General features: G+C 49.4%; 14 protein-coding genes. 13 read left to right on the plus strand and 1 reads right to left on the minus strand.

Translation table 11 applies throughout. The features are described 5' to 3' along the window. The first annotated feature begins 38 nt into the window (after positions 1–38). The 13 genes from ACO05E_RS11835 to rpoS all read left to right on the plus strand — a co-directional run bounded on the left by ACO05E_RS11835 (position 39) and on the right by rpoS (position 13143). On the plus strand, positions 39–1226 hold the full coding sequence (locus ACO05E_RS11835; RefSeq protein WP_419813141.1) for an OmpA family protein: 1188 nt from the start codon (positions 39–41) through the stop codon (positions 1224–1226). A gap of 190 nt (positions 1227–1416) precedes the next feature. Then, positions 1417–2418: an NADPH-dependent aldehyde reductase Ahr gene (gene ahr / locus ACO05E_RS11840; protein WP_419813142.1), complete on the plus strand. Its 1002-nt coding sequence runs from the start codon at positions 1417–1419 to the stop codon at positions 2416–2418. Positions 2419–2623: 205 nt separating this feature from the next. Further along, on the plus strand, positions 2624–4249 hold the full coding sequence (locus tag ACO05E_RS11845; RefSeq protein ID WP_419813143.1) for a CTP synthase: 1626 nt from the start codon (positions 2624–2626) through the stop codon (positions 4247–4249). A gap of 26 nt (positions 4250–4275) precedes the next feature. Then, a complete protein-coding gene (gene eno / locus ACO05E_RS11850; protein WP_255857537.1) occupies positions 4276–5568 on the plus strand; it encodes a phosphopyruvate hydratase in 1293 nt (430 codons plus the stop codon). A gap of 316 nt (positions 5569–5884) precedes the next feature. Further along, the gene (locus ACO05E_RS11855) at positions 5885–6172 is read left to right on the plus strand and encodes an FtsB family cell division protein (protein ID WP_419813144.1); all 288 of its coding nucleotides are present in this window, start codon (positions 5885–5887) and stop codon (positions 6170–6172) included. Further along, a complete protein-coding gene (gene ispD, locus ACO05E_RS11860; RefSeq protein WP_419813145.1) occupies positions 6169–6960 on the plus strand; it encodes a 2-C-methyl-D-erythritol 4-phosphate cytidylyltransferase in 792 nt (263 codons plus the stop codon). Before ACO05E_RS11855 ends, ispD begins: the two co-directional genes overlap by 4 nt. A gap of 37 nt (positions 6961–6997) precedes the next feature. Further along, positions 6998–7474, plus strand: a complete 477-nt coding sequence (ispF, locus tag ACO05E_RS11865; protein WP_419813146.1) for a 2-C-methyl-D-erythritol 2,4-cyclodiphosphate synthase — start codon at positions 6998–7000, stop codon at positions 7472–7474. A 12-nt stretch (positions 7475–7486) separates the two neighbouring features. Further along, entirely contained in the window at positions 7487–8617 is a 1131-nt protein-coding gene (gene truD, locus ACO05E_RS11870; RefSeq protein WP_419813147.1) for a tRNA pseudouridine(13) synthase TruD, read from the plus strand. 38 nt (positions 8618–8655) lie between these two features. Then, positions 8656–9426: a 5'/3'-nucleotidase SurE gene (gene surE, locus ACO05E_RS11875; protein WP_419813148.1), complete on the plus strand. Its 771-nt coding sequence runs from the start codon at positions 8656–8658 to the stop codon at positions 9424–9426. A 35-nt stretch (positions 9427–9461) separates the two neighbouring features. Further along, entirely contained in the window at positions 9462–10094 is a 633-nt protein-coding gene (locus ACO05E_RS11880) for a protein-L-isoaspartate(D-aspartate) O-methyltransferase (protein ID WP_419813149.1), read from the plus strand. 36 nt (positions 10095–10130) lie between these two features. Further along, entirely contained in the window at positions 10131–11033 is a 903-nt protein-coding gene (locus ACO05E_RS11885; RefSeq protein WP_419813150.1) for a DUF368 domain-containing protein, read from the plus strand. Positions 11034–11297: 264 nt separating this feature from the next. Continuing rightward, complete coding sequence (locus ACO05E_RS11890) at positions 11298–12068, plus strand: peptidoglycan DD-metalloendopeptidase family protein (protein ID WP_419813151.1); 771 nt, start codon at positions 11298–11300, stop codon at positions 12066–12068. A gap of 109 nt (positions 12069–12177) precedes the next feature. After that, positions 12178–13143, plus strand: a complete 966-nt coding sequence (gene rpoS / locus ACO05E_RS11895) for an RNA polymerase sigma factor RpoS (RefSeq protein WP_419813152.1) — start codon at positions 12178–12180, stop codon at positions 13141–13143. Positions 13144–13406: 263 nt separating this feature from the next. Here the strand turns inward: rpoS and fdxA are convergent, their stop codons facing one another. After that, positions 13407–13736, minus strand: coding sequence for a ferredoxin FdxA (gene fdxA / locus ACO05E_RS11900; RefSeq protein WP_419813153.1), 330 nt, complete (start codon positions 13734–13736; stop codon positions 13407–13409). Positions 13737–13742 lie beyond the last annotated feature (6 nt).

The following is a 13742-nucleotide window of genomic DNA, read 5'->3' on the forward strand; positions in this document are numbered from 1 at the left end:
TTCAGTGGTAATTCACTGAAATAACCAAGGAGGTTATTATGAAAAAATCATTTCTGGCGACGGCGATTGCCGCATCTTTAATTACCCCGGTTGCAGCAGCGAATGACAATGCCGGTTGGGTGGGTATTTTTGGTGAATACTACAACCCGGATAACAACAAGCCGGAGCCCACTGGTTATCTGGAAGATGGTAATGGCGTCGGCGTTGAAGCCGGATGGCATATATCAGAAGACTGGGCGGTACGTGCTGAGCTGGCGAAAAACTACTTAGGCCGCAAGAAAAGTGATGTTCGTGGTTTAGACGTTGAAGATGAAGGCATTCGTGTGGGTGCCGACGTTCTGTATTTTCTTACCGATGACCAATGGTATGTTTTCTCGGGTCTGAAGCATCAGGAGATTGAAGGACAGCGTACTCTGTTAGATGTTGGCGTAGGTAAGCACTGGGAGCTGTCTGAGCGTTGGCAGGGTATTACCGAAGTCGCCGCTTATCAGGATCTTGATGAAAGCCTGTTGGACTTTGGCCTGAAGCTGGGTATTGCCTATAAATTTGGTTTTTCAAACAGTGATGCCACAAAAGCGGCTACTGCGGCAGCCGCTGGTGGTGCCGCTGCGGCTGCAACCAGCCGTGATGAGCTGAATGACGCGGCATCCGAAGAATATGCATCAGCCGCTAATGACGTTGCAGCGGCCAGTGAAGCGGCTGCCGCCGATGCCTCTGCTGCAGGTGCTGCGGCGCTGGCAGGTGCGGCGGTGTTAATCGATTCTGACAACGATGGTATCGCTGATGACATGGATAAGTGTGCCGATACCCCTGCGACCGATAAAGTCAGTGAAGATGGCTGTAGTGTGTTAACAGAGCAGCAAGTATCCATGGCTCTGAATGTTAACTTCGCTAATAACAGCGCCCAGGTTGCCAACCCGAATGATGCCCAGTTTGCAGAATTTGCGGCCTTTATGAAGCGTTTTGGCAAAGCCAATGCTGAAGTTGAAGGTCATTCTTCTGCTGGTGGTGCCGCTTCCTATAACCAGAAGTTGTCTCAGCAGCGTGCCGAAGCCGTACGTACCTTGCTGATTGAACAATATGGTGTGGATGCTTCACGCCTGACGGCGAAAGGCTATGGCGAAAGTCGTTTGCTGGATACTTCTGGTACAGCCGCAGCGGCTAAGCGTAACCGTCGTATTGAGGTAAAAGTATCGGCGACTCAGGTATCCGCTGAGCAACGCTAATACTGAATGCGGTGTTAATCACTGAAATTGGTGTTAACAGCTTTAAATCAGTCAGGAGTCCAGTACTCCTGATTGATTTGTTATCTTTGTGACGCAACAGTGCGTTGCTTTTCTTCTTCTTTATTCCCTTCTATTGTTACCTCCATCAACTGCGGCGTACATTGCTTGCAGTCCACACTGGAGAATTACCATGATTAAAGCCTACGCAGCGACCGAAGCCGGTGGCGAGCTGAAACCGTTTGAATACGATCCGGGCCCATTGGCCGATCACGATGTTGAAATTGATGTTGAATATTGCGGCATCTGCCACAGTGATCTGAGTATGCTGAATAACGAATGGGGCATTACTCAGTATCCGTTTGTTCCGGGCCATGAGGTGGCGGGTAAAATTTCCGCCGTTGGTAAGCACGTCAGTAAGTTCAAGGTTGGCGATCGTGTGGGTTTGGGTTGGCATGCGGGCTACTGCAACGACTGCCAAACCTGTACCGAAGGTGATCACAATCTGTGCTCCTCTGCTCGGGGCACCATTATTGGTCGCCATGGTGGTTTTGCCGATAAAGTTCGTGCACAAGCTACCAGTGTGGTGGCCTTGCCGGAGGGGTTAGATAGTGAAAAAGCCGGGCCACTGTTTTGTGGTGGTATCACGGTTTACAACCCGATGGTGCAGTTTGATGTGAAACCAACTGCCCGTGTGGGGGTGGTGGGCATTGGTGGTTTGGGTCATATGGCGTTGCAGTTTCTGAATGCCTGGGGTTGTGAGGTTACTGCCTTCACCTCATCGGAAGCTAAGCGTCAGGAAGCTCTGGAGCTGGGCGCGCATCACACGCTCGATTCGCGTGACAGTGAAGCACTCAAAGCAGCAGCGGGCAGTTTTGATCTGATTTTATCTACCGTGAATGTGTCACTGGACTGGAATGGTTATATCAACACTCTGAAGCCACGCGGCCGTTTGCATCTGGTAGGTGCGGTTCTGGAGCCGGTTGCCGTAAGTGTGTTTGCCCTGATGGGTGGGCAACGCAGCATTTCCTCGTCACCGGTTGGCAGCCCGGCGGTGATTGCACAAATGCTGGACTTTGCTGAGCGCCATGATATCGCCCCAAAAGTAGAGGTGTTTGATATGGCCGATGTGAATAAAGCCATCGAACATCTGGAAAACGGTAGCCCACGTTATCGGGTGGTATTGAAGAAGTAATCGAAACCCCAGGTGTAGCCGGGCTAAACAGCGCGGCTGCACCGAAAATGTACACGAAAAAACACGCAAAGAAATTTACCCCGAATACCTCTTCTGGTATCCTGCCCTCCCATCTTGAGTGAAGCTTTGGCAACTCTGACCTGTGATGTTGAGGTCTGGCAAAGTCTTCCGAAATATATTCATCTTCTCGTTCTGCGGACCTTCTATGACACGTTTTATCTTTGTCACGGGTGGTGTTGTTTCTTCTTTGGGGAAAGGCATCGCTTCTGCTTCTTTGGCTGCTATTTTGGAGGCGCGTGGCCTCAAGGTAACCATGCTCAAGCTGGACCCATATATTAATGTGGACCCGGGCACCATGAGCCCGTTCCAGCACGGTGAAGTGTTCGTAACCGAAGATGGTGCCGAGACCGATCTGGATCTTGGTCACTACGAGCGTTTTATCCGTACCAAGATGTCACGCCGTAACAACTTCACTACTGGTCGTATTTACACCGACGTGTTAGCCAAAGAACGTCGTGGTGATTACCTCGGTGGCACGGTTCAGGTGATTCCGCACATCACGGACGAGATCAAACGTCGTGTATTAGAAGGAGCTGAAGGTGCCGATGTAGCGCTGGTGGAAATTGGCGGTACCGTCGGTGATATCGAATCCCAGCCATTCCTGGAAGCGGTTCGTCAGATGAAAGTGGAGCTGGGTTCCAAGCGTGCGCTGTCGATGCACCTGACGCTGGTGCCTTATATCGCCACGGCTGGCGAAACCAAAACCAAGCCAACTCAGCACTCCGTTAAAGAGATGCGCACCATTGGCCTGCAGCCAGATATCCTGATCTGTCGCAGCGATCACACCATTGATGCTTCTTCCCTGCGTAAAATTGCACTGTTCACCAACGTCGAAGAGCGTGCCGTGATTCCGCTGGAAGATGCCGACACCATTTATAAAATTCCGGCGATGCTGAATAAAGCGGGTCTGGATGAATACATCGTTGAGAAGTTTGATTTAACCTGCAACGAAGCGGATCTGTCCGAATGGGCCGACGTCGCCGATGCCAAGCTGAACCCTGAGCGCGAAATTAATATCGCCATGGTGGGTAAGTATATGGAGTTGCTGGACGCTTATAAGTCGCTGATTGAAGCGATTGATCATGCCGGTATTCACCATAAAGTGAAGGTCAAAATTGATTACATCGATGCTGAAGATGTGGAGCGTAAAGGCACTGACATCTTAAAGGGCAAAGATGCGATTCTGGTGCCGGGTGGCTTTGGTCATCGTGGTGTAGAAGGCAAAATCAAAACGGTTCAGTACGCCCGTGAGAACAAGGTACCATTCCTGGGTATCTGTCTGGGGATGCAGAGTGCCGTTATTGAGTTCGCCCGTAATGTGGTGGGTTGGGAAGATGCGCATTCTTCTGAATTCAGTAACGACACCACGCATCCGGTGGTTGGTCTGATCACTGAATGGACCGATGCGTCTGGCAACACAGAAACCCGTACTGAGAATTCAGATCTGGGTGGCACCATGCGTTTAGGTGGTCAGGAATGTCGTCTGACCGAAGGTTCTAACACCGCGCTGGCCTATGGCTCTGATGTGATTGTTGAGCGTCACCGTCACCGTTATGAAGTTAATGCCACCATGATTGCTGAACTGGAAAAAGCGGGTTTACGCATTGCTGGCCGCTCCATTGATGGCGATTTAGTTGAAGTGGTTGAAGTTGAAGATCACCCTTGGTTTGTGGGCTGTCAGTTCCACCCAGAGTTTACGTCCACACCACGTGATGGACATGGATTGTTTAAAGCATTTATCAACGCAGCCATTGATCAGGCTGACAAATAAGATTTTTTTAAGGAGATAGAAGCAGCATGGCTAATATTATCGACATCAAAGCACGCGAAGTTCTGGATTCCCGTGGTAACCCAACCATCGAAGCAGACGTGACTCTGGAAGGTGGTTTCTTCGGTACAGCGTGTGCACCAAGTGGCGCATCAACCGGTACCCGTGAAGCATTAGAACTGCGTGATGGCGATAAAAGCCGCTACCTGGGCAAGGGCGTTCTGAAAGCGGTTGAAAACGTAAACACTACTATCAAGTCTGCACTGGTGGGCATGGACGGTACCGATCAACGCGCTCTGGATAACAAAATGCTGGAGCTGGACGGTACTGATAACAAGGCTAACCTGGGTGCAAACGCCATTCTGGCTGTTTCTCTGGCGGCGGCTAAAGCAGCTGCAACCGCAAAAGGTGTTGAACTGTACGAACACATCGCAGACATCAACGGTACTGCTGGCCAGTACTCGATGCCAGTACCCATGATGAACATCATCAACGGTGGTGAGCACGCGGATAACAACGTTGATATTCAGGAATTTATGGTGCAGCCAGTGGGCGCTCCGACGTTTGCTGAAGCGCTGCGTGCAGGTGCTGAAATCTTCCACAGCCTGAAAAAAGTGCTGTCTTCTCAGGGCCTGAACACCGCTGTTGGTGACGAAGGTGGTTTTGCTCCTAATCTTGCGTCTAACGCTGATGCTCTGGCTGCCATTAAAGAAGCCGTTGCTAACGCTGGTTACGAGCTGGGTAAAGACACCACGCTGGCTCTGGACTGTGCGTCTTCTGAATTCTACGTTGACGGCAAGTACGACCTGAAAGGTGAAGGTAAAGTCTTCTCTGCAGAAGAGTTCTCTGATTACCTGGCAGAGCTGTGTGACCAGTACCCAATCGTGTCGATCGAAGACGGTCAGGACGAGTCTGACTGGGACGGCTGGAAGTACCAGACTGAAAAACTGGGCGCTAAAGTACAGCTGGTGGGCGACGACTTGTTCGTAACCAACACCAAGATCCTGAAAGAAGGTATCGAAAAAGACATCGCCAACTCTATCCTGATCAAGTTCAATCAGATCGGTTCTCTGACCGAAACTCTGGAAGCGATCAAGATGGCAAAAGACGCGGGTTACACGGCTGTGATTTCTCACCGTTCTGGTGAAACGGAAGACACGACCATTGCTGATCTGGCCGTTGGTACTTGTGCTGGCCAGATTAAGACGGGTTCTCTGTGTCGTTCTGACCGTGTTGCTAAGTACAACCGTCTGCTGCGTATTGAAGAGCAGCTGGGCGCGAAAGCACCGTACAATGGTCTGAAAGAAATCAAAGGTCAGTAATTACTGCCTTGAAATCAGCTGATTGACCAGCGGTTTGTTAAGCCGCCCGCATCGCAAGGCACATCCATGTGCCGCGATGCTCTCGCAACATCCTGTTGCTGCTATTTAACAACCCTCTGATCAATCAGCCTGTCGATAATCAGTGATTTTTCGGCAAAATAAAAAGAGGTTACTTATATATTCTTAAAGCAGCGACAGGATGTCGCGGTAGGATCGAGGGCCATGGACGGCCCACCGATCCGGCGGCTAAGAATATATAAGTAACTTCTTTCCCTATTTAGGAAAGATAAAAACTACAAAACAAAAAGGAGGGAAAATGCGCTGGCTGATTTACACCTTAATACCTGCAGCATTACTGCTGATCCTCCTCTATCGGTTGTGGTTTGATGATACTGGCTTGGTTGCCAGTAACGAACTGCAGCAAAAAATCGAACAACTGCAGCAGGATAATGAGGTTCAGCAAAATCAGAACCGTGCATTAATGGCTGAAGTCAGAGATTTAAAAACCGGTAATGAAATTCTTGAAGAAAAAGCCCGCGAAGATTTGGGTTTAATTCGTGAAGGTGAAACCTTTATTCTTTTTGTTGATCCTGCCCAAAAATGACCAACACGAACAACGCTTCAACTACAGCTTCCTCTAAAGCCGCTGCCCCTAAATGCTGGTCAATTTTACCCGCTGCTGGTGTTGGCAGCCGGATGCAGGCCGATCGCCCTAAACAATATCTGCCGTTACATGATCAGTTCCTGATGGATCACACGCTGAGATTGATGCTGAGTTATCCCAGGTTTGAGCAACTGGTACTGGTGTTATCTGAAACAGACCCCTATTGGCCGGACAGTGCATTTGCCAATGATCCACGCATCATTCGTGCACCGGGCGGCAGCGAGCGTTGTTATTCGGTTTTAAATGGTTTGCAGGCATTGGAAGGTCTGGCTGCTGAAGATGACTGGGTTGCCGTGCATGATGTGGCCCGCCCGTGTTTGCAACACTCAGATCTGGATGCGTTATTTTCATCATTGGAAAATTCCGATTCAGAAAAGACCGGAGCTTGTGGTGCGATCTTAGCCTCTCCGACACGCGATACCATGAAACGTGGTATTAAACAGCCGGATGGAACCATCACCATTGATCACACGGTTGAGCGTGACCAACTCTGGCATGCGTTAACACCGCAGGTATTTCGGTACGCTGAATTAAAACAGGCGCTGGAATTTTGTTTGCAAAATCATCTGGAAGTGACCGACGAAGCTTCTGCGATGGAGCAGGTTAACAAGCAGCCATTACTCATTGCAGGCCGAGCCGATAATATTAAAGTGACCCGCCCGGAAGATCTGGCACTGGCTGAGCTGTTCTTAGCTCAGCCTTTAAACCAGCCCTTAAACCAGTCTTAAATTGATTAACCATACTGAATAAAACAGAGATCTGATTATGCGTATTGGCCACGGTTTTGATGTTCATAAATTTGGTGAAGGGGAGTTTGTTACCCTGGGTGGCGTACAAATCCCTTATGAAAAAGGTCTGATTGCACATTCAGATGGTGACGTCGCTTTGCATGCATTAGCGGATGCATTATTGGGCGCAGCAGCGTTAGGCGATATTGGCAAACATTTTCCCGATACTGATGATGCCTACTCCGGCGCTGACAGTCGGGTTTTACTGCGTCATGTGGTCGGTTTAATTCGTGATAAAGGTTATCGGGTTGGTAATGTGGATATCACTATCATTGCTCAGGCACCCAAAATGGCACCCCACATTCAGGCAATGCGCGAACATATCGCGGCGGATTTACAGGTTCGTCTGGACGATGTAAATGTTAAAGCCACAACCACTGAAAAACTTGGTTTTGAAGGCCGTAAAGAAGGTATCTCGACCCATGCTGTAGCGTTATTGCTGGCGGCCGAATAAAGAATGAATGACATGACTGAATCTGCATTACCCGTTTGGCCCAAACTTTACCCAGATACCCATGCCAGTGGCTGGCTTAAAGGCCATAACCAGGATTTTAAAGTAGTGGAAATTCCACTGAGTTTACCCTGTGGTGAGGGCGAACATATCTGGCTGGAAATCGAAAAAAACGGCGTAAATACCGGCTGGATTGCCAAGCAACTGGCTGAGCTGGTGGGTGTGAAAGAAATGGATGTGGGTTATGCCGGTTTAAAAGATCGTCATGCCATTACCCGCCAGTGGTTCAGTATTTATTTACCGCTGGTGCGTTTGCCCAACGGTGAGCCGGATTTTTCTTCAATTGAAAAAAATGAAGACGGCGAACAGATTCGTATTCTTCAGGTAACCCGTCATTCGAAAAAATTACGCCGTGGCGAATTGCTGGGTAATCGCTTTGAGATTCGTTTGCGCGATATCAGTTACCGCGACAGTGAAAATGGTGGTGATAAAGCCGCACTGGAACGTAATCTGGAAGCCGTAAAACAAGGTGGTGTGCCCAATTATTTTGGCGAGCAGCGCTTTGGCCATAATGGCGGCAATATTGAAGCCGCACGGCAGATGTTGACCGGTGAAACCACGGTTAAAAACCGCAGTAAAAAAAGCATTTATTTATCGGCAGCGCGCTCGTTAATTTTTAACGAAGTTGTCGCGGCTCGTATTCAGCAGCAAACCTATTCGCAGGTTTCTGACGACGATATTGCCGCCGAACAACAGCTTATTAAGGGCCAGGCAATTCCAACCGCGCCATTATGGGGGCGGGGGCGCCTGCAAACCCGTGGTGATGTGTTGGCGCTGGAAACTAAAGTTGCTGAACGTTATGCCGATATCTGCGACGGCCTTGAGCACCGTGGTTTAAATCAGGAGCGCCGGGCCGTGATCGCCGGGGTGGAGAATCTTTCCTGGCAATGGTCGGTATCAGATTCTGAGATGGCGGCCAGTGGTGATCCGGCCTGGCAAGGCACTAGCGGAGAAGATTTAACACTCTGCTTTTCGTTGCCAAGTGGGTATTATGCAACGTCCGTCATCCGCGAGTTGTTATCTCCATTAGAGAAGACACCCGCTTGGCAAACTGACAACAAGCCACAAACCGACGATAAACCATAAACCGACGATAAATAGTTTTTTACGAGCAGAGAAATATCATGAAACTGATGCTTTCCAATGATGATGGTGTACATGCACCGGGCCTGAGAACACTGGCGCAAACATTGGAACAACAAGGTCATCAGATTCATGTGGTTGCCCCCGATCGTGATCGCAGCGGTGCCAGTAACTCACTGACACTCGACCGACCGTTACATCCCACTCGTCTCGATAATGGCTTTATCAGCATCAACGGTACACCAACGGATTGTGTTCACCTGGGTGTGAATGCTTTTTTTGATGGTGAATGTGAGCGTGTTATCTCGGGTATTAATGCCGGAGCGAACTTAGGTGACGATGTGCTGTATTCCGGCACTGTGGCAGCAGCAATGGAAGGGCGCTTTTTGGGTAAAACCCCAATCGCTGTTTCCTTGGTGGGAAAACAACACTTTGCCACGGCGGCGCGGGTCATTATTGAGCTGTTGCCACACGTTGAACAACTGGCTCTGCCCGCTAACTCCGTTATTAATATTAATGTGCCGGATCTTCCCTATGAGCAATTACAGGGATTTGCGATCACTCGCTTAGGTCATCGCCAGCGTTCCGATAACCCGGTATTAACCACCAACCCTCGCGGTAAAGACTGTTATTGGATTTCTGCCGCCGGTGATGCCGCCGACGCCGGAGAAGGCACTGACTTTTATGCAATTAAGCAGCATCAGGTTTCCATCAGCATTATCCATATGGATATGACCTTACATACAGCCCAGGCGGATGTTGCCGCGCAGTTACAGACATTGATCGGCCAACACGATGGAATGGGTGGGTAACAGCCGTGAATGAACAGTACTTCGCCGGCATCGGCATGACCTCTCAACGTACACGTAACCGACTGGTAGATCGCTTAAGGGAATCCGGCATTAAAAACGATGACGTGTTACAGGTGATTGCCAGCACACCACGTCACTTTTTTATTGATGAAGCCTTAGCCCATCGTGCCTATGAAGATACTGCGCTGCCGATTGGTAATGGTCAGACGATCTCTCAACCCTACACCGTGGCACGTATGACTGAAGTGCTATTGGCGGCTGGCCCGCTGAATAAAGTGTTGGAAATTGGTACTGGCTCCGGCTACCAGACAGCGGTGCTCAGCCCGTTAGTGACGCATTTGTACAGCGTTGAGCGCATTGAAGCTCTGCATAAAAAAGCCGCTATGCGCCTGGAGGCGTTACAAATGCGTAATGTCACACTGGCATTATCGGATGGTACCTGGGGCTGGCCTGAACATGGCCCGTATGACGGTATTCTGGCTGCGGCGGCTCCGGAAGATGTGCCGCAGTCGCTGCTGGATCAGCTGGCCGAAGGTGGCCGCTTGGTATTGCCAGTCGGTACAGAAGAACAAAAGCTGGTGCTGATTACCCGCCGGGGCAATCACTTCTCGCGTAAAACACTGGAGCCGGCGCGCTTTGTACCATTTTTGTCAGGCGTACAGCGTTAGGTTCACAACCCATTTATTTCTGATTAAGGACATTCTATGAAGCACCTGTGGCTGTTTCTGAAAGGCATTGCTATGGGAGCGGCCGATGTGGTTCCCGGTGTGTCGGGTGGCACCATTGCCTTTATTACCGGCATCTATACCGAGCTGCTGGATTCGATTAAAAGCATCAATATTAATGCGCTGCAAACCTTGTTTAAGCAGGGGCCAAAGGCAGCCTGGCAAGCCATTAATGGCACCTTTTTGCTGGTGTTGGGCAGTGGTGTGCTGCTGGCGTTGTTATCACTGGCCAAGGTACTGCACCACTTATTACTGACACAGCCGGAATTATTATGGTCATTCTTTTTTGGTCTGATCATTGCGTCCAGTTGGCATATCGGCAAAGAGATTCAGGGTTGGAACTTTCGTAAAGCACTGACCCTGCTGGCGGGGATTGTTATTGCAGCGGGCATTAGTCTGGCATCGCCGTCGTCAGTGGAGGCAACGCCACTGATTTTGTTTGCCGCAGGTAGCATTGCTATTTGTGCCATGATTCTTCCGGGTATCTCCGGCAGCTTTATTCTGTTGCTGATGGGATTGTATGAACCGATTCTGGCGGCTTTAAAGGCATTGGACCTGGGAGTGATGGCGTTGTTTGCCGCAGGTGCCGGGATTGGCTTGCTGCTGTTTTCCCGTATTCTGAGCTGGTGTCTGCATCACTATAAAGATGTGATGTTTGCTCTGTTGACCGGGTTTATGTTGGGGTCGCTGGCCAAAGTCTGGCCCTGGAAAGAAACCATCAGCACACGAATCAACTCCAAAGGAGAGGAAGTTCCTTTCCTGCAGAGCAATAGTTTGCCGCTGGAGCAGGCGCCAGAGACTCTGATTCCTGCCCTGTTACTCATGATTGCCGGTGCCGGGTTGGTACTGATTCTGGAAAAAGTTGCACAATCGAATGAGTAACAGCGGTAGTCGCTGTTTGATAAATGTGCAAACATTTGTTCAGTAAAAGAATGAAGCGGCAGGTTAGTACTGCCGCTTTTTTGTATCTGAGCGTATGACTAGCGTATAGAAAGATCTTTTGGAGTAAAAAAATTCTTTTTTTTAGAGTTTTTTGGAATAAGTATTTCAATTTTAATTTTGAATGGTTAGAAAGAACGTGGAATCCGTCACAAAACAAAAAGCTGTCGTTTCTGAGTGTCAAAAAATAACCATCTGCGGGCGATCATGAAAATTACCTCCCATGTCATATTAGTCATGTTAGTTACACTCGTAACAGGATGCCTCTCCAGTCGCGATTTTGTTTCAGTTGAAAGAAAGTTCAGTAGTGAAGAAAAGACGACGGGATTCCATCGCGTTAAAAAAGGAGACACTCTGTTTTCGATTGCCTGGCGCTATGGACTAGACTTCCGAACGTTAGCAAACGCTAACTCGATATCAGCACCCTATACCATCTACCCGGGACAAAAAATTGACGTTCGTAATATCCCCCGCCCTGCGGCAATTCAGGCCAGCCGCAGTGTCGAAAAACCGTCAAAACCACCCGTCACAAACACCGTCAAATCTCAGCCTCAGGCTAAAATCAGTCATAAGACGCCACCTCCGCCAGTCAGCAACCGAGAAGCAAGGTGGCAGTGGCCGGTGAACGGCCGTTTAATAAGTAGTTTTTCGACCAGAAAGCCCGTAAACAAGGGGATTGATATCGACGGTGCTTTGGGTGAATCTGTGTTGGCAGCAGCGGCTGGAACCGTAGTTTACGCGGGACGTGGACTACGTGGTTATGGCAACCTGGTAATCGTCAAACACAATGAGACTTACCTCAGTGCCTACGCCCATACCAGCCGGATTGTGGTCAGTGAACAAGACGTTGTTAAAGCTGGCCAGAAGATTGCCGAAATAGGATCTACTGGTACCGACAAAGTGAAACTTCACTTTGAGATCCGCAAAAACGGCAAGCCGGTTGATCCACTTAAGCACTTACCTGCCAAACGGAGGTAAGACATCCGAATCCCGGACTTGAGTGGATAAAAAGTAATCAATCGTTCTGGTATGAAATCTGTTTCGGTTCAGATTCAGGATGATCACACTAAACAAGGCGGGAAACGACATGGCAGCACAACAACGTGAATTACGCGAAGAAGACGTTTTTGAAGATGTAGAAGCGCTGGCTCTGGTTGAAGAATCAGACGATGACGCAAAATCGGACGAACGCTTTGCCGCAGATACCTCATACAAAGCACTGGACGCAACTCAGTTATATCTGAACGAAATTGGCTTCTCTCCGTTATTGTCCGCCGAAGAAGAAGTGCATTACGCACGTCTGGCTCGTAAAGGTGACGAAATGGGCCGTCGTCGCATGATCGAAAGTAACCTGCGACTGGTGGTAAAAATCTCCCGCCGTTATGTGAATCGTGGTTTATCACTGCTGGATCTGATCGAAGAAGGCAACCTGGGTCTGATTCGTGCGGTTGAAAAATTCGATCCGGAGCGTGGTTTCCGTTTCTCAACCTACGCAACCTGGTGGATTCGTCAGACCATCGAACGTGCCATCATGAACCAGACCCGTACCATCCGTCTGCCGATTCATGTGGTTAAAGAATTAAATGTTTACCTGCGTGCTGCCCGTGAGCTGACTCAGAAGCTGGATCACGAGCCAACCGCAGAAGAGATTGCTGAGCTGTTAGAAAAGCCGGTAGCTGACGTTAAGCGCATGCTGAAGCTGAATGAGCGTGTTACGTCAGTTGATACACCATTAGGCCCAAGCTCTGATAAGTCTGTACTGGACACCATTGCTGATGACCGTGTTTCTGATCCGAGTGAAGAACTGCAGAACCAGGACATTCACGCCAACTTAGGTCAGTGGATTGAAGAGCTGCCTGAAAAGCAACGTGAAGTCTTATCCCGCCGCTTTGGTCTGCGTGGCTACGAAACCAGCACGCTGGAAGATGTGGGTCGTGAAATTGGCCTGACCCGTGAGCGTGTTCGCCAGATTCAGGTTGAAGCCCTGAAGCGCCTGCGCGAGATCATGGAAAAACAAGGTCTGAACGCGATGACTATCTTTGGTGAAATCTGAGTAGCAGATAAAGCCAACCAACTGACACACGCTGGCGATAGCTTGATAACCGAATCACGAATCACAAGGTATCGGCTGAGCATGCCGGAGAGGCAAATGAACTCCCGCATTGTGTTTGTCTAAATGGCATGTTTTTTGTTGTGAGTTGGTGTTATAGCGATAAAAGTTATAACAATAAAAAAAGCGGAAGCTGATAAGGCTTCCGCTTTTTTTATGCTTTGAAGAAGACGCTAAGACGACATGCTACACAGCAGTCTGCTCGGTTAGCGTTCCAGGTGTTCCAGCTTGTCGGGTACACCGTCCCATTCTTCAGCATCTGGTAACGGATCTTTTTGTTCGGTGATGTTGTTATCTGCCCATTCTTCCGCCAGCTCTGCGTTCAGCTCAATATACTGCTCCTGACCGGCCGGTACTTCGTCTTCTGAGAAAATCGCCTGAGCCGGGCATTCAGGCTCACACAAGGCACAATCAATACATTCATCCGGATGAATGACCAGAAAGTTCGGGCCTTCGTAGAAGCAATCAACCGGGCACACCTCAACACAGTCGGTGTACTTACATTTCACACAGTTATCAGTCACCACAAATGCCATGCGGTA

It is taken from the genome of Bacterioplanoides sp., assembly GCF_965226395.1.
Taxonomy (GTDB): Bacteria; Pseudomonadota; Gammaproteobacteria; order Pseudomonadales; family Oceanobacteraceae; genus Bacterioplanoides.